23 protein-coding genes, 1 pseudogene and 1 riboswitch are annotated in these 25,763 nt (G+C 68.5%); of the genes and pseudogenes, 21 read left to right on the forward strand and 3 right to left on the reverse strand.

What is annotated here, in order from left to right; all coding sequences use genetic code 11:
* The first annotated feature begins 38 nt into the window (after positions 1-38).
* A riboswitch (SAM riboswitch) is annotated at positions 39-147 on the forward strand.
* A gap of 107 nt (positions 148-254) precedes the next feature.
* The 3 genes from metK (at position 255) to STH_RS16680 (ending at position 2,802) form a co-directional block, all read left to right on the forward strand.
* On the forward strand, positions 255-1,451 hold the full coding sequence (metK, locus tag STH_RS00630; RefSeq protein WP_011194253.1) for a methionine adenosyltransferase: 1,197 nt from the start codon (positions 255-257) through the stop codon (positions 1,449-1,451).
* Positions 1,452-1,599: 148 nt separating this feature from the next.
* Positions 1,600-2,007: a glycosyltransferase gene (locus STH_RS00635; protein WP_043712932.1), complete on the forward strand. Its 408-nt coding sequence runs from the start codon at positions 1,600-1,602 to the stop codon at positions 2,005-2,007.
* 39 nt (positions 2,008-2,046) lie between these two features.
* On the forward strand, positions 2,047-2,802 hold the full coding sequence (locus STH_RS16680) for a ComF family protein (RefSeq protein ID WP_050742030.1): 756 nt from the start codon (positions 2,047-2,049) through the stop codon (positions 2,800-2,802).
* Here the strand turns inward: STH_RS16680 and csrA are convergent.
* Together csrA and STH_RS00650 are read right to left on the reverse strand one after the other, a co-directional pair.
* On the reverse strand, positions 2,799-3,089 hold the full coding sequence (gene csrA, locus STH_RS00645) for a carbon storage regulator CsrA (protein ID WP_011194256.1): 291 nt from the start codon (positions 3,087-3,089) through the stop codon (positions 2,799-2,801). The two genes, STH_RS16680 and csrA, sit on opposite strands and share 4 nt — an antisense overlap.
* Entirely contained in the window at positions 3,089-3,505 is a 417-nt protein-coding gene (locus tag STH_RS00650) for a flagellar assembly protein FliW (protein WP_011194257.1), read from the reverse strand. The genes csrA and STH_RS00650 overlap by 1 nt, the downstream gene beginning before the upstream one ends.
* 348 nt (positions 3,506-3,853) lie before the next feature.
* Between STH_RS00650 and hpf the strand changes: the two genes are divergently transcribed.
* The 12 genes and pseudogenes from hpf to STH_RS00710 all read left to right on the forward strand — a co-directional run.
* Positions 3,854-4,390, forward strand: a complete 537-nt coding sequence (hpf, locus tag STH_RS00655) for a ribosome hibernation-promoting factor, HPF/YfiA family (RefSeq protein WP_011194258.1) — start codon at positions 3,854-3,856, stop codon at positions 4,388-4,390.
* Positions 4,391-4,455: 65 nt separating this feature from the next.
* Positions 4,456-5,571 carry a hypothetical protein gene (locus STH_RS00660; RefSeq protein WP_011194259.1) on the forward strand — a complete coding sequence of 372 codons (1,116 nt, stop codon included), beginning with the start codon at positions 4,456-4,458 and terminating at the stop codon, positions 5,569-5,571.
* A gap of 278 nt (positions 5,572-5,849) precedes the next feature.
* Positions 5,850-8,561, forward strand: a complete 2,712-nt coding sequence (secA, locus tag STH_RS00665; RefSeq protein ID WP_011194260.1) for a preprotein translocase subunit SecA — start codon at positions 5,850-5,852, stop codon at positions 8,559-8,561.
* A 266-nt stretch (positions 8,562-8,827) separates the two neighbouring features.
* Positions 8,828-10,591, forward strand: a complete 1,764-nt coding sequence (gene ftsH / locus STH_RS00670; RefSeq protein WP_011194261.1) for an ATP-dependent zinc metalloprotease FtsH — start codon at positions 8,828-8,830, stop codon at positions 10,589-10,591.
* A gap of 222 nt (positions 10,592-10,813) precedes the next feature.
* Positions 10,814-12,307, forward strand: coding sequence for an SLC13 family permease (locus tag STH_RS00675; RefSeq protein ID WP_148205437.1), 1,494 nt, complete (start codon positions 10,814-10,816; stop codon positions 12,305-12,307).
* Positions 12,308-12,516: 209 nt separating this feature from the next.
* Entirely contained in the window at positions 12,517-14,193 is a 1,677-nt protein-coding gene (locus tag STH_RS00680; RefSeq protein ID WP_050742031.1) for an ABC transporter substrate-binding protein, read from the forward strand.
* 75 nt (positions 14,194-14,268) lie between these two features.
* Positions 14,269-15,189: an ABC transporter permease gene (locus STH_RS00685; RefSeq protein ID WP_011194264.1), complete on the forward strand. Its 921-nt coding sequence runs from the start codon at positions 14,269-14,271 to the stop codon at positions 15,187-15,189.
* 16 nt (positions 15,190-15,205) lie between these two features.
* On the forward strand, positions 15,206-16,114 hold the full coding sequence (locus tag STH_RS00690; RefSeq protein WP_011194265.1) for an ABC transporter permease: 909 nt from the start codon (positions 15,206-15,208) through the stop codon (positions 16,112-16,114).
* A 13-nt stretch (positions 16,115-16,127) separates the two neighbouring features.
* Positions 16,128-17,081 (forward strand): peptidase C39 family protein, encoded by a 954-nt coding sequence (locus tag STH_RS00695; protein ID WP_011194266.1) that lies wholly within the window; start codon positions 16,128-16,130, stop codon positions 17,079-17,081.
* 62 nt (positions 17,082-17,143) lie between these two features.
* Positions 17,144-18,295 carry an aminotransferase class V-fold PLP-dependent enzyme gene (locus STH_RS00700; protein WP_011194267.1) on the forward strand — a complete coding sequence of 384 codons (1,152 nt, stop codon included), beginning with the start codon at positions 17,144-17,146 and terminating at the stop codon, positions 18,293-18,295.
* 155 nt (positions 18,296-18,450) lie between these two features.
* Positions 18,451-18,792, forward strand: coding sequence for a cation:proton antiporter regulatory subunit (locus STH_RS00705; RefSeq protein WP_011194268.1), 342 nt, complete (start codon positions 18,451-18,453; stop codon positions 18,790-18,792).
* Positions 18,753-19,340 (forward strand): annotated as a pseudogene (locus STH_RS00710) (cation:proton antiporter); the annotation flags it as partial. The gene STH_RS00705 and the pseudogene STH_RS00710, both read left to right, overlap by 40 nt.
* 77 nt (positions 19,341-19,417) lie before the next feature.
* On the opposite strand, the gene STH_RS00715 reads toward STH_RS00710, so the two are convergent.
* A complete protein-coding gene (locus STH_RS00715; protein ID WP_011194270.1) occupies positions 19,418-20,230 on the reverse strand; it encodes an NAD(P)-binding domain-containing protein in 813 nt (270 codons plus the stop codon).
* A gap of 142 nt (positions 20,231-20,372) precedes the next feature.
* Between STH_RS00715 and prfB the strand changes: the two genes are divergently transcribed.
* The 6 genes from prfB (at position 20,373) to STH_RS16685 (ending at position 25,752) form a co-directional block, all read left to right on the forward strand.
* Positions 20,373-21,492 (forward strand): peptide chain release factor 2 gene (gene prfB / locus STH_RS00720; protein ID WP_242654559.1). Its coding sequence is split into 2 segments (ribosomal slippage): positions 20,373-20,441 and positions 20,443-21,492, totalling 1,119 coding nucleotides; the frame shifts between segments, so codons are not numbered across the junction.
* A gap of 105 nt (positions 21,493-21,597) precedes the next feature.
* A complete protein-coding gene (locus STH_RS00725) occupies positions 21,598-21,981 on the forward strand; it encodes a hypothetical protein (RefSeq protein ID WP_050742033.1) in 384 nt (127 codons plus the stop codon).
* Between the two features lie 29 nt (positions 21,982-22,010).
* Complete coding sequence (locus STH_RS00730; protein ID WP_043712939.1) at positions 22,011-22,751, forward strand: WecB/TagA/CpsF family glycosyltransferase; 741 nt, start codon at positions 22,011-22,013, stop codon at positions 22,749-22,751.
* A gap of 221 nt (positions 22,752-22,972) precedes the next feature.
* Positions 22,973-23,662: a cell division ATP-binding protein FtsE gene (gene ftsE, locus STH_RS00735; RefSeq protein ID WP_011194274.1), complete on the forward strand. Its 690-nt coding sequence runs from the start codon at positions 22,973-22,975 to the stop codon at positions 23,660-23,662.
* Complete coding sequence (gene ftsX / locus STH_RS00740) at positions 23,652-24,575, forward strand: permease-like cell division protein FtsX (protein WP_011194275.1); 924 nt, start codon at positions 23,652-23,654, stop codon at positions 24,573-24,575. Before ftsE ends, ftsX begins: the two co-directional genes overlap by 11 nt.
* A gap of 16 nt (positions 24,576-24,591) precedes the next feature.
* Positions 24,592-25,752 carry a murein hydrolase activator EnvC family protein gene (locus STH_RS16685; RefSeq protein WP_050742035.1) on the forward strand — a complete coding sequence of 387 codons (1,161 nt, stop codon included), beginning with the start codon at positions 24,592-24,594 and terminating at the stop codon, positions 25,750-25,752.
* Positions 25,753-25,763: the final 11 nt, after the last annotated feature.

Genomic DNA, 25,763 nt, shown 5'->3' on the forward strand with positions numbered 1-25,763 from the left:
GCACGGGAACCGGTGGTAACCTAGTTCGCAACCGAATACTCTTATCAAGAGAAGCGGAGGGACCTGGCCCGATGAAGCTTCGGCAACCAGCCTGCGTCACCAGGCAAGGTGCCAAGTCCAGCCGGGCATACTACCGGGAGATAAGAGGGAAGAGAAGCTCATACGCGCTAGCCACCCTCTTCCTATGCGAAGAGGGTGTTTTGGTGTGTATTCGCCTGAACGGTCCCGAACCGTCAGAGGAGGTAGACGAGCAGATGACTGAGCAGAAGGGGCGGTACCTCTTCACGTCGGAGTCCGTCACCGAGGGACACCCGGACAAGATGGCCGATCAGATTTCCGACGCGGTGCTGGACGCCATCCTGGCGCTCGACCCCCGGGCCCGCGTCGCGTGCGAGACCCTGCTGACCACCGGCCTGGTGGTCGTTACCGGTGAGATCACCACCCACGCGTACGTGGACATCCCCAACCTCGTGCGCGACGTGGTGCGCGACATCGGCTACACCCGTGCCAAGTACGGCTTCGACGGCTCGACCTGCGGCGTGATGACGGCCATCGACCCGCAGTCCCCGGACATCGCCCAGGGCGTGGACGTGGCCATCGAGGTGCGGGGAGAGGTGAATGAGAAGGAGCTGGAGATCGGCGCCGGCGACCAGGGCATGATGTTCGGCTTCGCCTGCGACGAGACGCCCGAGCTGATGCCGCTGCCCATCAGCCTGGCCCACCGGCTCGCCCGGCGGCTGGCCCAGGTGCGCAAGAACGGGACGCTGCCGTACCTCAGGCCCGACGGCAAGACGCAGGTGACCATCGAGTACGAGGACGGCCGCCCGAAGCGCATCGACACCATCGTCATCTCGGCGCAGCACGACCCGGACACCACGCAGGAGCAGATCCGCAAGGACGTCATCGACTACGTCATCCTCGACGTGGTGGACCGCAACCTGATCGACGATCGGACCCGCTACTTCATCAACCCGACCGGCCGCTTCGTGGTCGGCGGCCCGCAGGGCGACACGGGCCTCACCGGCCGCAAGATCATCGTGGACACCTACGGCGGCTACGCCCGCCACGGCGGCGGCGCCTTCTCGGGCAAGGATCCGACCAAGGTCGACCGGTCCGGCGCCTACGCGGCCCGCTGGGTGGCCAAGAACATCGTGGCGGCGGGGCTGGCCCGCAAGTGCGAGGTGCAGGTGGCCTACGCCATCGGCGTCGCCCACCCCGTCTCGATCCTGGTGACCACCTTCGGCACGGGCAAGCTGCCCGACGAGCGGCTGGCACAGCTGGTGCGGGAGACGTTCGACCTGCGGCCGGGCGCGATCATCCGGGACCTGGACCTGCGCCGGCCCATCTACCGGCAGGTGGCGGCCTACGGCCATTTCGGCCGCCCGGATCTCGACCTGCCGTGGGAGCGGACCGACAAGGTGGACCTCCTCCGGGAGAAGGCCGGCATCTAACGCAAGACCGTCCCCGACTCCGCGGGGACGGTCTTTCGCGCGCAGCGGCGGCGGGGCCCGGTCGTATTCGGGCCGGATCCTGCCCGCGGGCCCCGCGGCACCCCGCGCGTCGCCCCCGTCATATGCTGGCTCCCGGGAGGGGGCGGCGGTGCGGGAAGGACCGTTCTTCTGGGGGCTGCTGGCCCTGGCGGCGTATGGCCTGGTGAGCGCCGTGGCCCGCGCGGCGGAGCTGATCGGGAGGCTGCGCCCGAGCGGGGACCCGGCGGATGAGCCGGCGGCCTGCGTGGTGCTGGTGCGGGACCAGGCGGACCGGATCGAGGGTGCGCTGGACCGAATCGCCCGCGCTGCCGACGGCGAGCTGGTGCTCGTGGACCTGGGCTCCCGGGACGAGACGGCCGCCATCCTGAACCGGCTGGCCTGCCGGTACGGGCATGCGCTGGTGCTGCAGCTGGGCCACCTGACCCGCCAGGAGGCCATCGCCCGGGCCGTGGCCGCCACGACGGCTCCCAGGGTCGTGATCGTGGATCTGGAGGGCCATCTGGAAAAAGAAGGATGAAGTCACCCCCGCGGCGAAACTCGCGCGGGGGTGACGCCATTGTTGCGCACGATCCTCGAAGGTCTGGTGACCCTCCTGTGGCCGCAGCGGACCACCTGCATCACCTGCGACGGTCCGCTTCCGGCGCCGCTGCCGCCGCTGGCGACGGTAGCCGAGACCGTGCCGGTCTGCGCGGACTGCTGGGCGGCCATGCCCTTCACCCTCGACATGCGGCTCTGCATCAACTGCAGCCGCCCGCTCCGGGGCGGCTGGGGGCTGTGCGCGGAGTGCGTCATCACGCCGTCCTACGGCCGGGTCTGGGCCCTGGGACTGCACCGGGGCGTGCTGCGCGCGGCCGTCCACCACGTGAAGTTCAGCGGCCGGCAGGCCCTGGGCGAGGCCCTGGGGCGGTACCTGGCGCAGATGGTCGAGGATCTGCCGGACGTGATCGTGCCCATCCCGCTGCACCCCATACGGGAGCGGGAGCGGGGGTACAACCAGGCGGAGTGCATCGCCCGGGGGCTCGCGGCGGAGCTGGGCGTGCCGGTCGCCGCGGACGACCTGGTGCGGGTGCGCGCCACCGGGCAGCAGGCCCTCCGCGACCGGCACGCCCGGTGGCGGAACCTGGCCCGCGCCTTTGGTGTGCGGACGGGGCGCGAGCCCGCCTGGGCGGGCCGTCACGCCCTGCTGGTGGACGACGTGCTCACCACCGGCGCGACGGCGTCCGCCGCGGCGGACGTCCTCTGGGCCACCGGCGCCCGGGCGGTAAATCTGGCGGTCGTCGCCGTGTCCGACAAGCCGATCCCGGCCGCCTAACCGGGCTGTTCGCCGCCGGGTCCCTCCTCCGGATCCGGGCCCGGCGCGGCGCCGCCCAGAGCCCGGAGCAGGTCCGGCGGCAGCGGCGCCGCGGCCTGGGCGGCCTGCCGGTTCGCGTCCACCACCTCGTCGTAGATCTCCTTGCGCAGGATGGTGACGGACTTGGGGGCGACGATGCCCAGCCGAACCACGGCCTGGGCCCCGGCGCCGCGTACCTGCAGGATCTTGATCTCGATGTCGTCGCCGATCAGGATGGACTCTTCCACTCGTCGGGTGAGTACGAGCATCAGCGGCCCTCCTCTGCCGGGATTCGGTCGGCCCCCTGGAAAAGCGGCTCGCGGATACCGTACCGGTCGTCGCCCAGGATCACCTGGCGGCCCTTGCGGGTGAACGGGTTGAAAAGCACCGGCGCCCGCAGGTTGGCCGTCGCCTTCCGGAAGTCCTCCGGCACGCTGGCGATGGCGTAGAGCAGCACCTGTTCGGCGCTCTCCGCACCCACGGCGACCAGCTCCTCCTCCGGGATGTCCGGGCTGTACCGGGGGAAGAACGCAAAGGGGAACACCAGCGTAAAGCCCACGTTGGGATCTTCGGTCGACACCAGCTGCTTGACCACGTCGCCGGCGCCGGGAACGTCCACAACCACGAAGCGCTTGAGGTCGGGGAAGCCGTAAAGCCCCGCCGGAAACTCGAAGACGTTGTCCATTGCTAGCCCTCCGTCCCGCCGTGCCGGTCAGTGGCCGGCTTGCTTCCTTAAACTTTGTTCTGCGCCGCCCGCGGCCGGGCCTGCTCGCGTCCACATGGTTATCCCCACGCGCGGAGCTTGTGACAGCCCTTATCAACAGACTTATCCCCAATACCCACAGCCAGGATAGGCACAGACTGTGAGTATCTCGGCCGCCACCGGGAAAACCGGGGATGAATCCGGAAGACATGAACGATAATACGAATAGAGGCAGCGCACCCGGCAGGGAAACGGGACCTCCGAAGGGAAGAGAGTCAATACCCGGAGAACGGCCCGGCAGGGCCCGACGAAGTGGGAGGAGTTGGGGCCATGCAGGTTGCGGTACGCGGTAAGAACATCGAGATCACCAAGGCGCTTCGCGAGTACGTCGAGAAGAAGCTTGGCAAGATCGAGAAGTTCGTCGACCATCCGATCAAGGCGCAGGCCAACCTCTATGTGGAGCGCGGACGGCACATCATCGAAGTTACCGCAGACTTGAACGGGTGGATCCTGCGGGGCGAGGAGGCCACGGGCGACATGTATGCCTCCATCGATCTCGTGGCCGACAAGCTGGAGAAGCAGGTCCAGCGGTACCGTGCCCGGCTCCGCCGGCGAGGTGGCGCAGGGGCCTCGCCCGAGGCCGCCGTCGCCGGCGCCGAGGACCAGGGCGTGGATGCCGAGCTGGACGGCAAGGTGGTCAAGGTCAAGCGGTTCCCCGTCAAACCCGTTACCGTGGACGAGGCAATCCTGCAGATGGACCTGCTCTCGCACGACTTCTTCGTCTTCGTCAACAGCGACACGGGCAAGGTGAATGTGCTCTATCGCCGCCACGACGGCGACTACGGTCTGTTGGTGCCGGAATACTAACCACACGGTGTTCCAGCCCCGCCGCCGGTCGGGCGGCGGGGCTGTCCTTTCTGGGAGGCAAGAGGGTGCGCACGGCAGCGATCATCTTCGAAGGCGGACCCCGGGCGGAGAACCCGCTGCAGGAGACCCTGACCGGGCTGCGCCACGCGGTGACGTTGGACACGGTGGCCAAGTTCTGCGCCGCGGGGCTTGACCAGGTCGTGCTGGCCACCAACCACCCGGCCCTGGCGGAGGCGGCGGCACGACTCGGCGCCCGGATCTTCGACACGCGCGGCGACCGCTTCCACTTCGGCCGCAGCCTGGTGCAGGCCGTGCGGGAGAGCGGCGCGGACGCGGTGATCTACCTGAGCGGAGCGGCCCTGCCGCTGATCGGCCAGGAGGAGATCGCCTGGATTCGGGACGCCCTGCGCCGGGATGAGCCCACGGTGGTGGTCAACAACGTCCAGTCCGTCGACCTGGTGGCATGGCGGCCGGCCTCCCGCCTGGAACGGGTGGATCCCCCGGAGAACGACAACATCCTGGGATGGAGGCTGCGCGACACCGGCATGGAGCGGGTGCTGCTCCCCAACAGCGCGGCGGTAAACTTCGATCTGGACACCCCGACCGACTACCTGATCCTCGCGCTCAGCGGCAAGGGCGGCCCCCGGGCCCAGGCCGCGCTGCGGGCGGCCGGGTGGTCGGATGCGCGGCTGCGCGCCGCGGCCGACGTGCTGGCCGCCGAACTGCCCGAGGTGGCCCTGATCGGCCGGGTGGGCTCCGCCATCATGGAGCACTTCAACCGGAACCTTCCGGTGCGGCTGCGGGTCTTCTCGGAGGAGCGGGGCATGAAGGCCCTGGGGCGGGAGGCCGCGGGGCTGGTGCGGTCGGTGGTGGGCGACCTCATCGAGGACCTGGGGCCGGAGCGGTTTTTCGCGCGGCTGGGCGAGACGTGCGACGCGGCCTTCTTTGACACCCGGGTGCTCTTCGCCAACCGGGGCCGGCGGGTCAGCGAGTGGGACCGGTTCCAGTCGGACCTGGGCAACGTGGAGCAGATCGGCGACCCCTTCGTGCGGGCATTCACCCGGGCCGCCCTGGAGTGCCCCATCCCGGTGGTCCTGGGAGGCCATTCGGTGGTGGCCGGCGGGCTCTGGGTGCTGGCGGACCGGGCCATCGCCCTGCGCGGGGGCCCGATGCGGTTCTGAGAGTGGTCGGTCTTTTCTGAACTTGCCAGGGGAATGTCGTTGCCTGTCCGTGCGTGGCATGCTAAAATATCGCGGATACCCGCATGGGTGCGAACTCGTCGCGGGCTTCGGCGCATCTAAACAGAAGACAGGGAAGGACGGTTCGGTGTCCCCGGCCCGGCGCCGCGGCGGCCCCCGCCGGATCAGCGCCCACGCGCGCCGCTGTCCGGGCACCGGACGGACGAGCCTACGATCTGTGCGCCGGCCCGACCGGCACAACAGCGAAGAAGGTGTAAGCGTTGGCTTTGAAGATCCTGGAACGCATCTTTGGCGACTACAGCGCGAAGGTCGTCAAGCGCCACCAGAGGACGGTGGCCCTGATCAACAGCCTGGAGCCTGAGATGCAGAAGCTCTCGGACGCCGAACTCGCCCACAAGACGGTCGAGTTCAAGGAGCGAATCGCCCGGGGCGAGACGCTGGAGCAGATCCTGCCCGAGGCGTTCGCGGTGGTGCGCGAGGCGTCGATCCGCACCACGGGGCGGCGGCCCTTCGACGTCCAGCTGATCGGCGGCATCGTGCTGCACGAGGGCAATATTGCCGAGATGAAGACCGGCGAAGGCAAGACCCTGGTGGCGGCCATGCCGCTCTACCTCAACGCGCTGCTGGGCCGGGGCTGCCACCTGGTCACGGTGAACGACTACCTGGCGAAGGTCGGCCGGGACGACATCGGTCGCATCTACCGGTTCCTCGGCATGAGCTGCGGGCTGATCGTGCACGGGCTGACCTCCGCGCAGCGGCGCGAGGCGTACAACTGCGATATCACCTACGGCACCAACAACGAGTTCGGTTTCGACTACCTGCGGGACAACATGGCCATGCATCCGCAGGACATGGTGCACCGCGAGTTCTTCTACGCCATCGTCGACGAGGCCGACTCGATCCTGATCGACGAGGCCCGGACCCCGCTGATCATCTCCGGCCCCTCCGGAAAGCCGGCCGAGATGTACTACACCTTCGCGAAGATCGCGGAGCGGCTGAAGCGCGATGAGGACTACATCGTGGAGGAGAAGGAGAAGCGGGTCGCCCCCACCGAGGAGGGCATCGCCAAGGTCGAAAAGTGGCTGAACGTCGACCACCTCTACGAGGGCGAGAACCAGCAGCTGGTCCACTACCTGAACAACGCCATCAAGGCCAAGGAGCTGTTCCACCGCGACCGGGACTACGTGGTGAAGGACGGTCAGGTGATCATCGTCGACGAGTTCACCGGCCGCCTGATGTTCGGCCGGCGGTGGTCCGACGGCCTGCACCAGGCCGTGGAGGCCAAGGAAGGGGTCAAGATCGAGGAGGAGACCCAGACCCTGGCCACCATCACCTTCCAGAACTACTTCCGCATGTACAAGAAGCTGGCCGGCATGACCGGCACGGCCCTCACGGAGGAGGAGGAGTTCCGGAAGATTTACGGCCTCGACGTCATCGCCATCCCCACCAACAAGCCCATGATCCGCATCGACCACCCCGACGTGGTGTACAAGACGGTCAAGGCCAAGTTCAAGGCCGTGGCCGACGACGTGGAGGAGCGGCACAAGCGGGGCCAGCCGGTGCTGGTCGGCACCGTCTCCATCGAGAAGTCGGAGTACCTCTCGCAGATCCTGACCCGCCGGGGCATCCCGCACCAGGTGCTGAACGCGAAGCACCACGAGCGCGAGGCCGAAATCGTCGCCCAGGCGGGCCGCTTCGGCGCCGTCACCATCGCGACCAACATGGCCGGCCGCGGCACCGACATCCTGCTGGGCGGCAACCCCGACTTCGCCGCGCGCCAGCGCATGCGGGCGGAGGGCTACGCGCCGGAGCTGATCGTCGCGGCCACGGACATCATCCCGTCCCAGGACCCGGAGGTCCAGGCGGCCCGGGAGGTCTACCTGCAGTACCTGAAGGAAGAGGAGGCCAAGTGCGCCGAGGAGGCCGAGAAGGTGCGGGCCGTGGGCGGCCTATGCGTCATCGGCACCGAGCGGCATGAGGCCCGGCGCATCGACAACCAGCTGCGGGGCCGCGCCGGCCGCCAGGGCGACCCCGGCGAGTCACGGTTCTACGTGTCGCTGGAGGACGACCTGATGCGGCTCTTCGGCGGCGAGATGGTGCAGAACCTGATGAACAAGCTGGGGATCGAGGACGACGTCCCGATCGACAGCCCGATGGTCTCCCGGGCGATCGAGAACGCCCAGAAGAAGGTCGAGGCCCGCAACTTCGACATCCGGAAGCACGTGCTGCAGTACGACGACGTGATGAACACGCAGCGCGAGCTGATCTACAAGCAGCGCCGCCAGATCCTCGAGGGGCACGACACCCGGGAGGTCGTCCTGGACGCCATCGCCGCCACGGCCCAGTCCATCGTGGAAGAGGGCGTGCCGGAGGACGTCTACTTCGAGGAGTGGGATCCGTCCATCCTGGTCGCGCTCGCCGAGGACAACGGCATCCCCAAGGGCGCCGTCAACGTGGAAGACCTGAAGGCGGCCGTCGAGGGCGTGCGCCGGGAGCAGGAGGGCCGGGAGAAGCTGGCCAAGGTCATCGAGCAGGCGGCCATCCGGGCCTACGAGGAGAAGGAGGCGCGGCTCGGTGCCGAGACCATGCGGCAGCTGGAGCGGTTCCTGCTGCTGCGCACCGTGGACGAGAAGTGGATGGACCACCTGGACGCCATGGACGACCTGCGGGAGGGCGTCGGCCTGCGGGCCTACGGCCAGCGCGACCCGCTGATCGAGTACAAGATGGAAGCCATGGAGATGTTCAACAACATGATCCGCTCCATCCAGCGGGACATGGTGCGCAACCTCTTCATTTTCGAGGTGGTGCGCGAGCCGCAGCGGCCGCGGATCATGATCGAGTCGGGCAGCCAGGGCGCCGCGCCGCGGCAGCCGGTCCGGGCCGAGGGGAAGAAGGTCGGCCGCAACGACCCCTGCCCCTGCGGCTCGGGGAAGAAGTACAAGTTCTGCTGCGGGCGGGCGGCCAACGCCTGAACCCGGGAACTCAAAGGGCGTCGCCACACAGGCGGCGTCCTTTTTTGTTGTTCCGTCGCGAACAATTCCGGGCTGAAAACCGCTCTCATTGACGGACCCCCGCTGTTGTTCGGTCGTCCAAAGGTTTGGGAGAGAACACTCCCGCGAACGTTGCCTATCTCAGGTGGATCTAAGGATTGACCGTTATCATGAACACAGACACACAGAGAGACCTCTCCGAGCGATCGCCTGAGAAACCGCGGGGCCAGTAAGGAGGCGGCTGCGTTTTGAGCAGCGATCGAACACGTGAAGTAACCAAGCGCATCCTGATGGTGCTGTTCGGGCTCTGGCTCCTTCAGTTCTTCTTCCTTCCGCCGCTGACGACCCGGCCGACGGAGCTGTCGTACTCGGCCTTCCTGGATGCCCTGGAGGACCGGCGCGTCCAGGAGGCGGTCGTCAGAGACCGCGTCCTGCAGGGGAAGATGGTCGGCGGGGAGAGTTTCACGGTGACCCTGCCGCCGGACGCGGCCGGCCTGGCGGAGCGGCTGGAGGAGGCCGGAGTGGAGCAGCGATATGAGGTCACCCGGACGCCGTGGTGGGTGACCCTGTTGCCGACGGTGCTCTGGCTCGCCGTGATGGTCGGCCTTTTTGCCTGGGCGCAGAAGCGGCAGGCCGGCGCCTTCGGGCTCGCCCGGTCCACCGTGAAGCCGTTGGCGCCCGGGGAGTCCCCCGTGACCTTCGCCGACGTCGCCGGGATGGACGAGGTGAAGGGCGAGCTCGAGGAGATCGTGGACTACCTGAAGAACCCGGACAAGTACCGGGCGATCGGCGCGCGCATCCCCAAGGGCGTGCTGCTGTACGGTCCGCCGGGGACGGGCAAGACGCTGCTGGCCCGTGCGGTGGCCGGCGAGGCGGGGGTGCCCTTCTTCGCCCTGAGCGGCTCCAGCTTCGTCGAGCTGTTCGTCGGCATGGGCGCCTCCCGCGTGCGCGAGCTGTTCGCCCAGGCCCGGAAGAACGCGCCGTGCATCGTCTTCATCGACGAGATCGACGCCGTCGGCCGCCAGCGGGGCTCCGCCGCGGTGGTCGGCGGCCACGACGAGCGGGAGCAGACGCTGAACCAGCTGCTCACCGAGATGGACGGCTTCGGTGCCTACGAGGGCGTCATCGTCATGGCGGCCACCAACCGGCCCGACGTGCTGGACAAGGCCTTGCTCCGCCCCGGCCGGTTTGACCGGCAGATCCCCGTAGGTCCCCCGGACGCGGCGGGGCGCGAGGAGATCCTGCGGGTCCACGCGAAGGGCAAGCAACTGGATCCCTCTCTGGACCTGGCCGCCGTCGCGCGGCGAACCCCCGGCTTTACGGGGGCCGATCTGGCCAACCTGCTGAACGAGGCCGCCATCCTGGCCGTGCGCCGGGGGCGCAGTCACATCACGATGAGCGAGATCGACGAGGCCATCGACCGGGTGGTGGCCGGCGGCCCGGCCCGCAAGGGGCGGATGATCCGTCCCGAGGAGAAGCGGCGGGTGGCGGTGCACGAGGCGGGCCACGCCCTGGTGGCCACGCTCACCCCGGGCGCCGACCCGGTGCAGAAGGTGACCATCATCCCCCGCGGGCGTGCCGGGGGCTTCACCCTGACCACGCCCGAGGAGGACCAGATGCTCTACACCCGCTCCGAGCTGGAAGCCCGGCTGAAGATGCTCCTGGGCGGCCTGGCCGCCGAGGAGGTGCTCCTGGGCGAGCGGTCCACCGGCGCCCAGGACGACCTGAGGCGGGCGACCCAGGTGGCCCGGGAGATGATCAGCCGCTACGGCATGGGTCAGTCGGTGGGCCTGATGGCGGTGCCCGACACCGACTGGCCCGGCGTGCAGAACCTCTCTCAAGAGTCGGCCGCCGCCATCGAGCGGGAGGTGCAGGCGCTGCTGGACCGGCTGTATCGGGAGGTCCGGAGCCTGATCGAGACGAATCGAGACCGGCTGGTCGCACTGGTGGTCGAGCTTTCGGACCGGGAGACGCTGGATGGCGACGACGTGCGCCGCATCCTGAGCGCCTGAAGCGGCTTCGGGCTGATACGGAAGCCCCGGGCCCGTCTACTGCGGACGGGTCCGGGGCTATAGTCTGTTTGTGCAATTGACGGAAAAAAGGGCGCCGCGTTAAGCTTTGACTTGGGAATTTACCATATCCTCGCAATTGGCCCGTCTGCCAAACGGTGGTGTCAAATCCGGGTTGAAACGGGCGCATGGGCTGCTGCACCGACGCTGGGAAGGAGAGATAGCGTGATCGTGCAAGGCGCAAGGGCGACGGTTGCGGGGGAGAAACAGCTGTCCCTGAACCTGGCGCAGAGAATCGGACTCGTACTTGGCCCGACGCTTTGTCTGCTCATCTACCTGTTCTTCCGGCCGGCCGGCCTGGGACCCGAAGGCGTGGCGGCGCTGGCCGGCACCGCCTGGATCGCCGCGTGGTGGGTGACCGAGGCCATCCCCATCCCCATCACCAGCCTGCTTCCGGTCATTCTGTTCCCCGTACTGGGGCTGGGCTCGGTGGGGGAGGTGGTGTCTGCCTACGCCGATCCGACCCTCTTCCTGTTCCTCGGCGGGTTCATCATCGCGGTGGCGATCGAGCGCTGGAACCTGCACCGGCGTATCGCGCTGGCGGTCATCAGCGCGGTGGGCACCAGTCCGTCCAGGCTTGTCCTGGGCTTCATGCTGGCCACCGGCGTGCTCTCCGCCTTCATCTCCAACAGCGCGACGGCGATGATGATGCTGCCCATCGGCATCGCGGTCGTCAAGCAGATCACCGAACTGCGGGTGAGGAACGGCGAAAAGGTGTACCCAGATCAAGAGCCATTTTCCGCCCTGATCCTGCTGGCGATTGCCTACGCGGCCTCCATTGGCGGCGTCGGCAGCATCATCGGCTCGCCGCCCAACGCGATCATGGTGGGCGTCGCGGCTTCGACGCTGGGCGTTGAGATCAGTTTCTTCGATTACATGCTGGTGGGCGTTCCCATGTTCCTCGTCTTCACGCTCGTCGCATGGCGCATCCTGCTGTGGGTCATGCCGCCCGGTTTTGCCGAGGTCGCCGGCAGCCGGGAATGGGTGCGCAGGCAGATGGCCGAGCTGGGGCCGATGAGCGGCGAGGAGCGAAAGGTGCTCGGCGTGTTCTGCGCCACCGCCCTGCTGTGGATCACCTACCCCTTCCTGCTGAAGGGGGTCGTGCCGGGGATCAGCGACGCGATGGTCGCCATCTTCGGCGCTTCGCTCCTGTTCCTCATCCCGGGCGGCGAGGGCGGGTTTCTGCTCGACGAGTCTGCCCTGAAGGAACTGCCCTGGGGCGTGCTCCTGCTCTTCGGCGCCGGCTTCTGCATCGCGGAGGTCTTCCAGTCGACGGGGGTGGCCGTGTGGCTGGCCGGGTTCCTGCAAGTTCTGGCGGGGGCGCCGTACTTCCTCATCGTGATTGCCGTCGCCGCCATGGTGACGTTCCTGACCGAGATCACCTCCAACACGGCGATCGCCGCCATCTTCATGCCGATCATGGCGAGCCTGGCCACCGCGCTGGGCGCCGCACCCACGGGCCTGATGGTCGTGGCCGCCCTGGCCGGCTCGCTGGCGTTCATGCTGCCCGTGGGCACGCCGCCCAACGCCATCGTGTTCAGCTCCGGCCGGGTGACGATCCGGCAGATGATCCGGGTGGGCTTCTTCCTCAACCTGGCGGCCATCGCCACCATCACGCTGATCGGCTGCTTCTGGGTCCCGCTGGTCTGGGGCCGATAGCGCCGGATGCGCGCTCACAGGACCGCCCCGGCATGGGCCGGGGCGGTTTTCCGCGCGGTCAGGTACGAGTTTGTGAGTATCGTATTTTGTATATTCCCCCTAGATGGAAGAGGAATACAACGGGCGGTGGGGAATTCTGATGAACACTACAGACCGGGAAAGGCACAGAGGGGGGAGGCTCCCGGTCACCATATGGGAGGGGTAGGAGGATGAAGCGTCCCTCACGTCTGACCGCGCTGCTGCTGGCTGTCGCCATGCTCGCCATGGCGGCCTGTTCCCGGCCGGCGGAGACCCAGGGGCCGGACGGCGGTACGAGTACGTCCCAGGACGGCTCGGGCCAGGGCGGCACGGGCGGAACCGACCCGTCCGGCGGGCCGCGGCGGGGGCCCAACGGCGAGGTCTACGGCGGCACCTACCGCATGGCCATCGGCGCCGAGCCCGCGGTGATGGACCCGCAGCTGGACACGACGCTGCAGGTGTACCGCCTGGCCCGAAACCTGTTCAACACCCTGGTCCGCTACAGGGGCACCACGCTGGAGCTGGAGCCCGAGCTGCTGGCCGAGATGCCGACCGTGTCCGCGGACGGGCGCACGTACTCCTTCCGGCTCCGGGAGGGCGTGAAGTTCCACAACGGGGTCGAGCTGACCACCAAGGACGTCAAGTATACGATTGAGCGCATGCTCAACCCCGCGACGATGGCCAAGAACACCTGGGTGTTCCACGACATCGTCGGCGCGGACGAGATGCTGGAGGGCAAGGCCACCGAGCTGGCCGGCCTGAAAGTCACGGGCCCCTACACCTTTGAGATCACCCTGAAGGAGCCGTTCGGGCCGTTTCTGAGCAACCTGGCCACCGCGCCGGCTTCGATCCTGCCGGCCGACTACGCCGCGGAGAAGGGCGAGGCCTTCGCCCGGGAGCCCGTCGGCACCGGCCCGTTCAAGCTGAAGGAGTGGCGTCCCAATGAGCTGATCGTGCTGGAGCGCAACCCGGACTACTTCGAGGAGGGCTATCCGTTCCTGGACGCCATCGAGTACCGGGTGATCGCCGATGAGTCGACCCGCTGGCTCGAGTTCGAGATGGGCAACCTCGACAGCAACGACATCCCCACCGTGGAGTGGGAGAACGCCACGCAGTCGGGCCGGTGGAAGATCTGGGAGACCACGACCCTGAACACCTACTACCTGGTCCTGAACCACCGGTTCTACCCTGACAAGCGGCTGCGGGAGGCCGTGTCGCTGGCCATCGACCGGCAGAAGATCATCGACACCATCCACAACGGCACCGGCATCCCGGCCGCCGGCCTGACCTCCCCGGGGATCGTCGGTGCGCTCACGGACGCACCCGGGTTCCCCTATGACCCCGAGCGGGCGCGGCAGATCATCCGGGAGAACGGCTTCGAGGGGCTGACGATCACCGCCTGGCAGCGCGGCGGAGACAAGGTGACGGACACCAACCTGGCGATTCAGCAGATGCTCGCCGAGGTGGGCCTCAACTACGTGGTGGAGATCTACGACTCGGCCACGTATGCGGCCGCACGCTCCCGGGGCGAGATCCCGGCCAACCAGGGCAACTGGTACGCCGACTATCCCGACCCGGACAACTTCCTCTGGACCTTCTTCCATTCCTCGAGCTCCACGGCGATGTCGGTGGGCGTCAACGACCCGGAGGTCGACGCGATCCTGGAGCGGGCGCGGATCGACACCGACGTCCAGCGGCGCAGCCGGGACTATCAGGAGCTGGAGCGGCGGCTGCTGTACGAGGAGTACGCGATGATTCCGCTGTGGCACCTGAAGTCCTACTTCGTCAGCCAGCCGTACGTGCACGGCTTCCAGCTCAACCCGGTCTTCGTGTACGACTACAAGACGGTCTGGAAGGACGTCCAATAACGCTGCAGCCATCGGGCGGTGGGGGCCGCGGCCTGGCCGGGTCCCCACCCCGATTGGCAATCGGGGAGGATTGCCTTGCTCGCCTACATCGTGCGCCGGCTCTGGTCCGGCATTCCCGTCCTGCTGGGGGTCAGCCTCATCACCTTCATCCTGATGCACGTGGTCCCCGGCGACCCGGTGACCGTCGCGTTCGAGAAGAAGGCGGACCCGGCCACCATCGAGCGCATCCGCCGGGAGATGGGGCTGGACCGCCCCCTGCCGGTGCAGTATGCGGATTTTCTTCTGAGAGCGCTGCGGGGGGACCTGGGCAGGTCGTTTCAGACCCAGCAGCCCGTGATGAACATGATCCGCAGCGCCATGCCCGCTACCCTGAAGCTCACGGCGTCAGCGGTGCTGGTCTCCGTCGTCATCGGGGTGCCCATCGGCATCCTGTCGGCGCTGAACCGCGGGACAGCCATCGACTACATGGCCACCGTGACGGCGCTCTCGTTCATCTCCGCCCCGGTCTTCTGGGTGGCCATGGTGGCCCAGCTGCTGTTCGGCTACCGGCTGGGATGGCTGCCGATCTCGGGGTTTGACACGCTGAAGCACCTGATTCTGCCCGCACTGGTGCTGGGCACGCGCTACGCGGCCTCGATCGCCCGGTACACGCGCTCCTCCATGCTGGACGTGGTCAGCCAGGACTACATCCGCACCGCCCGGGCCAAAGGGCTCAGCGGGCGGGTCGTCGTCTTCAAGCACGCGCTGAAGAACGCCCTGATCCCGGTCATCACCGTGGTGGGCCTGGAGATCGGCGGGCTGCTCACCGGCTCCATCCTCACCGAGTCGGTGTTCGGGATCCCCGGCCTGGGGCTGGTGACGATCCGGGGGCTCAACGCCCTGGACTTCCCGGTGATCCAGGCCACGGTGCTGCTCACCGCGGTGATCTTCGTGGTGATGAACATCCTCGTGGACATCAGCTACTCGCTGGTCGATCCGCGCATCCGCATGACGTAGGAAAGGAGCAGAGGCCATGGCGGCAACCGCTGAGGTAAGGGCGCCTGCGGCGGCGGGCGCCGAGCCCAGGAGCAGGACCGCCTGGGACCGGCTGCGGCAGCACAAGCTGGCGATGGCGGGCCTGATCTTCATCGTCCTGCTCATCCTCATGGCGATCCTCGCCCCCTGGCTCGCTCCGGCCGATCCCAACAAGCAGGACCTCTTCCTGAAGCTGGCCAAGCCCGGTACACCCTTTGACGCGCTGGGAGAGGGCAAGTACTGGCTCGGCGCCGACCACCTGGGCCGCGACGTGTTCTCGCGCGTGATCTACGGGGCGCGCGTCTCGCTGCTCGTCGGCTTCGTCGCCGAGGCCATCGTCATGGTGATCGGCGTGACGATGGGCGCGCTCGCGGGCTACTACGGCGGCCGGGTGGACCGGGTCATCATGCGCACGGTGGACGTGCTGTTCGCCTTCCCGGACCTGCTGTTTGCGATTGCGATCATGTTCGCCCTCGGCCGGGGGCTCATCAACCTGTTCATCGCCCTGTCGGTGGTGGGCTGGGCCGGCATGGCCAGGCTCACCCGCGGCCAGGTGCTGGCCCTGAAGGAGCGGGAGTTCGTGGAAGGGGCCCGGGCCGCCGGGGCCAGCGACGCGCGGGTGATCCTCCGGCACATCCTGCCCAACGCGCTGGGGCCGATCATCGTGGCAGTGACCCTGGGCATCCCCGGGGCGATCATGAGCGAGGCGTCCCTCAGCTACCTGGGGCTGGGGGTGCAGCCGCCCACGGCCACCTGGGGTTCCATGATCTACGAGGGCCGTTCGTACCTCCGGCACGCCCCCTGGATGTCCCTCGCGCCGGGCGTGATGATCATGCTCACCGTGCTGGCGTTTAACCTGCTGGGCGACGGCCTGCGGGACGCCCTGGATCCCCGCACGAAGAAGTAGAGGAGGGGCGGCTGTGGCGCTCTATCCCTGCAACGCCTTTGCCGCCGGCGACCACCAGGGCACCCGGGCGGGGCCGGAGGGGCTGGTCGGCGACGGAACCTGGACGGCACCTGAGCAGGAGGCCGCGCCCTTCGACTGGGCCGTGGCCTCCTGGAACGGTGAGGGGGAGCTGATCGAGGTTTCCCTGCGGGTGCGCGTCGGCGACGACTGGTCGCCCTGGTTCAGCTTCGGCCGCTGGTCCTCCACCGGCGAGCGTGCCTCCGTCCCCGACCAGGTGCATCCGCCTTTCGGCCGGCTGGAGACCGACACGCTGCTGCTCGACCGCCCCGCCCGGGCGTACCAGTTCCGGGTGACGCTGAGGGCCGCGGCGCTCCGCCGGCTCTGGCTGGCCGCCGCCCGGAAGGATGAGCGCAGCGGCGAGCCGCCGCACCGGGACGCCTGGGGGGTGGAGCTGGACGTGCCCATGCGGTCCCAGATGGTCTTCCCCGACGGCGGGAACGTCTGGTGCAGCCCGGTCTCGCTGGCGATGGTGATGGCCTACTACGGCCACGTGGAGTCGATTCCCGGGGAGACGGTCCCGGGGGTCTACGACGCCGCCTACCGGGGCCACGGAAACTGGCCGTTCAACACCGCCTACGCCTCCACCCGGGGCTTCCGGGCGTACGTGGACCGGTTCGGCAGCTTCGCCGAACTGGAGCGGTGGATCGCCCGCCGGCGGCCGCTCATCGCCTCGGTGGCGTACGACCGGTCGTGGCTGCCCAACGCGCCCATCGCCCGGACGGCGGGCCACATCCTGGTGGTGCGCGGCTTCACCCCGGAGGGGGATGTGATTGTGAACGACCCCGCCGCGCCTTCCGACCCCGAGGTGCGGCGGGTCTACCGCCGCGAGCTGTTCCGGCGGGCCTGGCTGGACCGGAGCGGCGTGGTCTACGTCCTGGAGCCCCTGTCCGCGCCGGGAGGATTATAATAGGAGTGGCGCAGACGGCGGGCTTCCTGCTGTGCGCCCTGATTTGCCCGGGAGGTGCGTGCATGGAAAAGCTGACCCAGATCCGGTCCCAGCTGCCGGCCCTGAGCAGCCAGGTCTACCTGAACACCGGAACCGCCGGCCCCCTGCCCGAGCCGGTGCGCGCCGCCATGGTCGAATCGCTGGCGGCCCAGGCGGCGGAGGGGCGCATCGCGACGGAGTATTACGTAAAGCTGAACCAGCTGAAGGCCCAGGTCCGTGCGAAGCATGCGGCGCTGCTCGGCTGCGAGCCCGAGGAGATCGCCCTCACCCAGAACACGACCGACGGAATGAACCTGGTCACGCTGGGGGTGAACTGGCAGCCCGGCGATGAGGCCATCACCACCAACCTGGAGCATCCGGGCGCGCTGTTCCCGCTGTTTGCCGCCCGCGAGCGGTACAATATCACCATCCGGATCGCGGACGTGCTGAACCGGCCCGAGGAGGCGCCGGCGGTGATCGAGCGGCTGATCACCCCGCGCACCAAGCTGATCTCCCTCTCCCACGTCTCCTTCATCACCGGGGCGGTGCTGCCCATCCGGGAGATCGCCGAGGTGGCGCACCGGCACGGGGTGCTGGTGCTGGTCGACGGCGCGCAGTCCTTCGGCGCCATCCCGGTGAACGTGAAGGAGCTGGGGGTCGACTTCTACGCGGTGACCGGGCAGAAGTGGCTCTGCGGCCCGGAGGGCGTCGGTGCCCTGTACGGGTCCCGGACGGCGGCGGCCCAGCTGCGCATCACCTTCGCCGGATACGGCACCGCCCAGGCCTATGACATGTACGCCGGCCTGCTGCCCAAGGGCGGCGTCCAGAAGCTGGAGCAGGGCACGGTGCAGCCGGCCAACCTGGCGGGCCAGCTGGCCGCGTGCCGCTGGCTCACCGAGGAGGTGGGCACGGACTGGGCGTACGCGCGGATCCGCCGCCTGGCTGCAACCGCGCGGGAACTGCTGGCCCGGGTGCCCGGGGTGACGGTCGTCACCCCGGCCGAGACCGCGGGACTGGTCACTTTCCAGGTGGAGACCGACGCCGAACGCGTGCTGAAGGCCCTGGCGCAGCAGCGCATCATCGTCCGCACGGTGCCTCACCCGCGCAGCCTCCGGCTTTCCGCGGGCTTCTACAACACGGAGGAGGAGCTGGAGCAGCTCGCGGAGGCCCTCCGGCCGCTGGCGCAGGGCGGATAAGCGCATCACCGAGGCCGCTCCCTGACCCGGGAGCGGCCTCCACCATTGGCAAGTGGATCCGGGTGATTACGTGAACCAACTGGTTCGTGAAATCACTCTTATGGTCACGCAGGTTCATTCTGTGCGTTTTCGTCATGCTGGAGCGAGGATTCGTCATGCCTGGCATTCGGGAGACCGATCTCCCCGGGATCGGTCGCAAGTTCCTCATCGAGACCCGCAGCGGCGACAAGATGGTGGTGGTGCACGACGACGGGCGGCGCGCCATCTACCACTTCGACCAGGAGGACCCGGATGAGCCGGTCTCGATGGTGACCCTGGACGACACCGAGGCGCGCCAGGTGGCCGCCATCGTGGGCGGCCTGGCGTACCAGCCCAAGGTCCTCGAAGAGATGGACATGGACGTCAACGACCTGATGATCAAGTGGTACCGGCTGGGTCCGCACTCTCCCGGCGCGCCGAGCTGTTCATCCTGGTGGTCTTCGGCGCGCTCTTCCTGATCGCGGGCTTCGGCGAGTCGCTGCACGTGGCCGAGGCCATCGGCGCGCTCCTCTTCGGCCTGGCCCTGGCGGAGAGCGACCATCGGGAGCGGGTGGAGCACCTCATCCTGCCATTCCGCGATTTCTTCGGGGCCCTGTTCTTCTTCAGTTTCGGCCTCTCCATCGACCCCGTGGGGCTCGGCGGTGCGGTCGTGCCGGCCGTGATCGCCGCGGCGGTGAGCATGGTTGGCAACTTCGCCGCCGGCATGCTGGCCGGTCGGACCTCCGGGCTGTCGCACAAGGCCTCGGCCAACATCGGCCTGACCATCGTGGCCCGCGGCGAGTTCTCCATCGTCATGGCGAACCTCGGCGTGGCCGGAGGCCTGCTGCCGGTCCTCCAGCCCTTCGCGGCGCTGTACGTCCTCATCCTGGCCGTGCTCGGTCCGGTGCTGGCCAAGCACTCGACGGCCATCTACGACCTGCTGAGCCGGGTGTTCCGGTGGCAGCGGCCCAAGCCGAGAAGGCGCAAGATCACCATCCCGGAGGCCGCACAGGAGGCGCAGCCTTAACCCGGGCGGCGCCGCGGCCCGGTCCGGGGCCACGCACGGCGAAGGCCGCTCCCGGCAGGGAGCGGCCTTCCCGCGGTCTAGAGGACCAGTTGCGCCCGCTTCGCGGCCTCGTGTGCGGCGGTGGCGGCGAGTACCGCCTCCCAGAACCCGTCCAGCCGAGGGTGCAGCGCGTCGACGCCCGCCGCGGCCACGCCCCCCGGGGTGGCGACCCGGGCGGCCACGTCCGCGAAGTCATACCCCGTCTGCTCCATCAGCTCGCAGGTGGCCCGGGCCGTCTCCCGTACCATGGCCATCACGGCCTCCCGGGAGAGAGCCGGGGCTTTCCCGCGCGCCGCCTCCGCCATCGCGTGCAGGACCAGGCTGAGGAAGGCGGGGCCGCACGCGGTCAGGTCGGAGGCGGTGCGCACGGCCTCCTCCGGCACCACGAACGGCCGGCTGACGGCGCCCATCAGCCGCATGAGCAGCGCCCGGTCGCGGTGGGTGCAGCGCCCTCCGAAGACCAGCAGCGAGACGCCGCGACGGACGGCGTGGACCACGGAAGGGATCACCTTTGCGGCACGGGCCGGCGTCCTCGCCTCCAGCATGGCGAGAGTGACCGTGTTGTTGATGGTGACCAGCAGGTGGTCCGCGGTTATGTACGGCCCGATCTCCTCCAGCACCCCGGCGGTCTCGGGGGGCTTGACGCAGAGGAAGACGACCCCGGCCCGGCGCGCGAGATCGCCTCCCCCGTAGGCCTCCTGCACCCCGGGCAGCGCGGCGGTAACCCGGCGCCGCTTCTCCGGCGAGCGGGAGTAGATCAGAACCTCATCCGGCTGCAGCGCGCCCGCACGCACGAGGGCGGTGACCAGGAGCCGCCCCATGTTGCCCATGCCGATGAACCCGATTGCCACAGGCAGACCCTCCCCACCTGGGATCGCTGCTAGCCAGGGTATTCCGCCCGGGGGGGACCGGACACCCATGTACGAATTGCCCGCGGCGGCGGGCCGATGGTACAATGCAGTGCGTGACCATGGAGGAGGAGGCGGTTTGCCCATGTACGACGAACTGACCCGCCGAGCGCAGCGCTTGCGCGAGCGAATCATCGAACTCAGGAGGTCTCTTTGACCTCGACAGGCGTCTCGAGGAGATCGCGGCGCTGGAGCACCAGATCGCGGCGCCGGACTTCTGGAACGACCAGGACCGGGCAAGGCGCGTCACCCAGCAGGTCGCGCAGCTGAAGGCCCCGGTGGAACAGCTGGAGTCCTTCCGGCGCCGGCTGGACGACCTGGAGGTCATGATCGACCTCGCCGAGGAGGCGTCCGACGCCGAGATGGCCGCGGAGGCCAGAGCGGAGGCCGACGCCCTGGAGGAACAGGTCCGGCAGTTCGAGCTGCAGGTCCTGCTGAACGGGAAGTACGACGCGTACAACGCCATCCTAACCATCCACGCCGGGGCCGGCGGTACCGAGGCACAGGACTGGGCGGAGATGTTGCTGCGCATGTACGTCCGCTGGGCCGAGCGGCGCGGCTTCAAGGTGGAGGAGCTGGACCGGCTGGACGGGGACGAGGCCGGCATCAAGTCGGTCACGATCGCGGTGCGGGGCCCCTACGCGTACGGTTTCCTCCGGCCGGAGATGGGCGTCCACCGGCTGGTGCGCATCTCGCCCTTCGACGCGTCCGGCCGGCGGCACACCTCGTTCGCCGCGGTGGAGGTCATGCCCGAGATCGAGGATGACGTGGACGACATCGAGATCCGGCCCGAGGACCTGCGCATCGATACGTTCCGGTCCAGCGGCGCGGGCGGCCAGCACGTCAACAAGACCGAGTCGGCGGTGCGGATCACCCACCTGCCCACCGGTATCGTGGTATCGTGCCAGCAGGAGCGCTCGCAGATGCAGAACCGCGCCGTGGCGATGATGATGCTCCGCTCCAAGCTGGTGGAGCTGAAGATCGAGGAGCAGAACAAGGAGATGGCCCAGATCCGGGGCCCGCAGATGGAGATCGCCTGGGGCAGCCAGATCCGCAGCTACGTCTTCCAGCCTTACACCCTGGTGAAAGACCACCGCAGCGGGGTGGAGGTGGGCAACGCCCAGGCGGTGATCGACGGCGAGCTGGATCCCTTCATCTACGGGTACCTGGAGAAGAGGGCCAACGGCGAGCTCGCCCGGCCGTAAGGGAAAGGCCCGGGAACCCGCCGGCCCGCGCGGGCGTCGTACGGACAGCGGAGATATATGGAAGGGAGCGAACTCCGGATGCCGCACCGATGGAGGAACCTGTCGTTGCTGGTGGCAGCTGCGCTGCTCGTCGGCCTGGCCGCCGGCCGCGTGATGGCCGAGACCGCGGAGCCGGGCACCGGCGGCGACCCGCTGGTCAGCAAGTCCTACGTGGATCTGGTGGCGCTGTACCGGGTCGTGGAGGTGTCCGCGGGGCAGAAGGTGATCGGGGAGGCCGGCACCGAGCTGGTGCTGCGGGGCGGCCGGGCGACGGCCATCGACTCGGCCCTGGGCGGGCTGCTGGACGTGACCGCCGGCACTGACATCCGGGGCGGCTCCCGGATCCCCGCCAACCACCTGATCGTGGTGCCCCGCAGCGACGGGCGGGGGTTCCAGGCCGAGACCGACCTGGTCCTGATGGTGAAGGGCCGGGTCACCATCCAGGACTAGTCCGTACGCGCAGGCCGGTGGCAGATGACATGAAGCGCGCACAGATCCTCAGCATTGGCGTCGATAAGGTGACGATGGCCGAGGCCGTGGACCGCTGCCTCGGCTTCATTGACGCGGGCGGCCCGCACCTGGTGGTCACGCCCAACGCGGAGATCGCCGACCGGGCCGGCCGGGACCCGGAGCTGGCCGCCATCATCAACGGAGCTGACCTGGTCGTGCCGGACGGCGCCGGCATTGTGCTGGCCTCCAGGCTGCTCGGCGACCCGGTGCCCGAGAAGGTCGGCGGCGCAGACCTGGCCTCCAACCTGCTGAAGGCCCTGAACGACCGGGGCGGGGGGCGGGTCTTCCTGTTGGGCACCCGCCCCGAGGTGGTGGCGGAGGCGGCCCGCCGGGTGCAGGAGGCGTACCCCCGCATCCAGGTTGTGGGCTGGCGCGACGGTTTCTTCCGGCCCGAGGAGGAGGGCGAGGTCGTCGCGCAGATCCGGGCTGCACGCCCGGACGTGCTCTTCGTCGCCCTGGGCTCGCCCAAGCAGGAGCGATGGCTGCACCGCCACCTGCCGGAGCTCGGCGTGCCCGTGGGCATGGGCGTAGGCGGGACCATCGACGTGTGGGCCGGCGCCGTCCCCCGCGCCCCGCAGTGGATGATCCGCGCCAACCTGGAGTGGCTCTACCGGATCGTGCGGCTGCGCCGGGTGCGGCGCAGCCTGCCCCCGCTGGTGCGCTTCGGCCTGAACGTGCTGCGGGCTCGAGCGCAGCGTCCGAACCCGTGATGCGTATGCTGACCCACCCGGTCCGGCCGGGTGGGTCTTTCGTGGGAATGACGGCTTTCGGAAGGGCATCCAGATTTAGCATGACCTAGAATAACGCGTCCAGGAAGGGAAGGTTTGTACCTTCGTCGAACTCCCTGGTAAAGTTTCACGTTAGACGTTCGGATCGTGAAGGATCGCCAGTCTCCGCAGCGTATAGGAACTAACCGATGGGGTGATCCCGCGTGATCGAGTTTATCAACGTCACAAAAGTCTACCCCCATATGAAAACCCCTTCCCTCGATGGCATCAACCTCCGGGTTGAGCGGGGGGAGTTTGTCTTTTTGGTCGGCCCTTCGGGTGCCGGCAAGTCCACGCTCATGAAGCTGATCTACCGGGAGGAGCTGCCCACGACGGGCCAGATCCTCGTGGATGGCAAGGACGTCGCCCGCCTGCCCCGGCGGGCGGTGCCGTACCTCCGGCGGAGCATCGGGATCATCTTTCAGGACTTCAAGCTCCTGCCCGACCGCACGGTGTTCGAGAACGTGGCCTTCGCCCTGGAGTGCACCGACGTGCCCCGGCGCGAGGTAAACCGCCGGGTTCCGGCCGCCCTGGAGCTGGTTGGCCTGCGCCACAAGAGCCGGGCGCTGGCTGCGGAGCTCTCCGGAGGCGAGCAGCAGCGGGTGGCGGTGGCGCGCGCCATCGTGCGGAACCCGGTGCTGGTGATCGCCGACGAGCCCACCGGCAACCTGGACCCCGAGAACACCTGGGCGATCATGAACCTCCTCAACCAGATCAACCAGATGGGGGCCACGGTGGTGGTGGCCACCCACGCGGCGGAGATCGTCGACACCATGAAGAAGCGCGTCATTGCCCTGGAGCGGGGTCGCGTGGTGCGTGACGAGAACAGGGGGACCTACGGCTATGAGTCTTAGGGGATGGGCCGCCGCACTGCGCGACGCCCTGCACAACATGGCGCGGGGCAACCTGATGTCTCTCGCTTCGATGCTCTCGGTCGCGGTCACGCTGCTGGTTCTGGCGGTGGTGGCGCTCCTGGCCGTCAATCTCGAGCAGATGGCTGCCTCGGCCGAGAGCCAGGTCGAGATCAAGGGCTACCTCTGCACCGCCCGGCGGGACGAGGTGAAGTGCGACCAGCGGGATCTGACTGAAGAGGAGATCCAGGCCATCCTGTCCCGCATCCGCAGCATGCCCAACGTCCAGGAGGTCACGTTCCTGAGCCGGCACGAGGCCCTGGAGCAGATGAAGCGGGCGGACCCCGCCCAGGCGGCGATCCTCAGCGGCTACGAGGGCGACGAGAACCCCCTCTCCGATGAGATCTACGTGAAGGTGACGGACGTCCAGCTCGTCGCGGAGGTGGCGGAGCAGATCCAGGCCATGCCCGGCGTGGCGAAGGTGGACTATGGCAAGGAGATCGTCGCCGATCTGCTGGCCTTCACCCGGGCGGTGCGCATCGGCGGCCTCGGCCTGGTGCTGCTGCTGCTCTTCGCCACGGTGCTCACGCTCTCCAACACCATCCGCCTGTCGGTGTACGCCCGGGGGCGGGAGGTCTCGATCATGAAGCTGGTCGGCGCCACGGACTGGTACATCCGGCGGCCCTTCGTGCTGGAGGGCATGCTGCTGGGCACCGTGGGCGCAGGGCTGGCCAGCGGCGTCACGGCCTGGGGCTACATCCGGCTGGCGCCGGCGATTCAGCAGACAATTCCGTTCCTGCCCGTGGTGCAGCCCGGGGCCGTCCTGCAGGACCTTACGCTCGCCCTGTTGGGGCTGGGCGCCGTGCTGGGGGCCCTCGCCAGCTATTTCTCCCTGCACCGCTACCTGAAGGTCTAAGGGGGTGCCGGTCAGGATGCAGAGACGGATCCGCTGGGCCTGGGTCGCGCTGGGCGCGCTGCTCCTGAACATGGCCCTGCCGCTCAGGCCACAGGCCGCGCAGGCCAACGACATCCGGGCGCAGCTGGAACAAGCCCAACGCGACCTGGAGGCCGTGCGGCGGAAGCAGAAGGAAGTGCAGAACGAGCTGGCCGACCTGGCCTTCCAGGCCGAGGAGGCGGAGGCGCAGCTGCGGTTGGTCGAGGCGGAGCTGGTGCAGGCCAACGCCAACCTGGCGATCGTCGCCGCGGAGTACGAGGAGGTCTCGGCCGAACTGGAGTTGGTGCAGGCCGAGGTGGCGCTGGCGCAGGCCCGCTACGCGGAGAAGCGCAAGATCCTGGGCGACCGGATTCGGGCCATGCGGGAGAACGGCCCGGTGGACAAGCTGTCCGTGCTCTTCGGCGCGGCCACCTTCCGGGAGTTCATCAGCCGTGCGGAGATCCTCGCGACCATCGCCCGCAAGGACCGCGAGCTGGTGGAGCAGATGAAGGCCGAGAAGCTGGCGCTGGAAGAGAAGCAGCGGCAGGTGGAGGGGCGGAAGACCCGGCTCGCCGCCCTGAAGGCGGAGGCGGAGGAGTACCAGGCAACGGTGGTGGCGAAGCGGGAGGAGCGGGAGCAGGTGTCGCGGTCCCTGGAGGACCGGCGGCAGGCGCTTGCCGCCCAGCTGGATGAGATGGAGCGGTACGGACAGCAGCTGGCCGAGCAGGTGGCCGCCCTGGTGCGGGAGCTGAACAGGCAAGCCGGGGTCTTCGCACCGATCCCGCCGGTGACCCCGGTGATCATCACCGACCACTTCGGCATGCGCTGGCATCCGATCCTGGGCACCCAGCGCATGCACTACGGCACGGACTTCGCGGCCAACTACGGCCAGACCGTCCGCGCGATCGAGGCCGGCGTGGTACTGCAGACCAGCTACGACGACGTCTACGGCAACCTGGTCATCATCGACCACGGCGGTGGCATCACGTCGTGGTACGCGCACAACAGCCGGATTCTGGTCTCGCCCGGCCAGGCGGTGAGCCAGGGGGAAGCGATCGCCCTCGCGGGCTCGACGGGCTGGTCGACGGGGCCTCACGTGCACCTGGAGATTCACGTGGACGGGGTGCAGAAGAATCCGCTGGACTACATCAACTGGTGAGCGCACGCAGG

The sequence above is a fragment of the Symbiobacterium thermophilum IAM 14863 genome, from assembly GCF_000009905.1.
Taxonomy (GTDB): domain Bacteria; phylum Bacillota; class Sulfobacillia; order Symbiobacteriales; family Symbiobacteriaceae; genus Symbiobacterium; species Symbiobacterium thermophilum.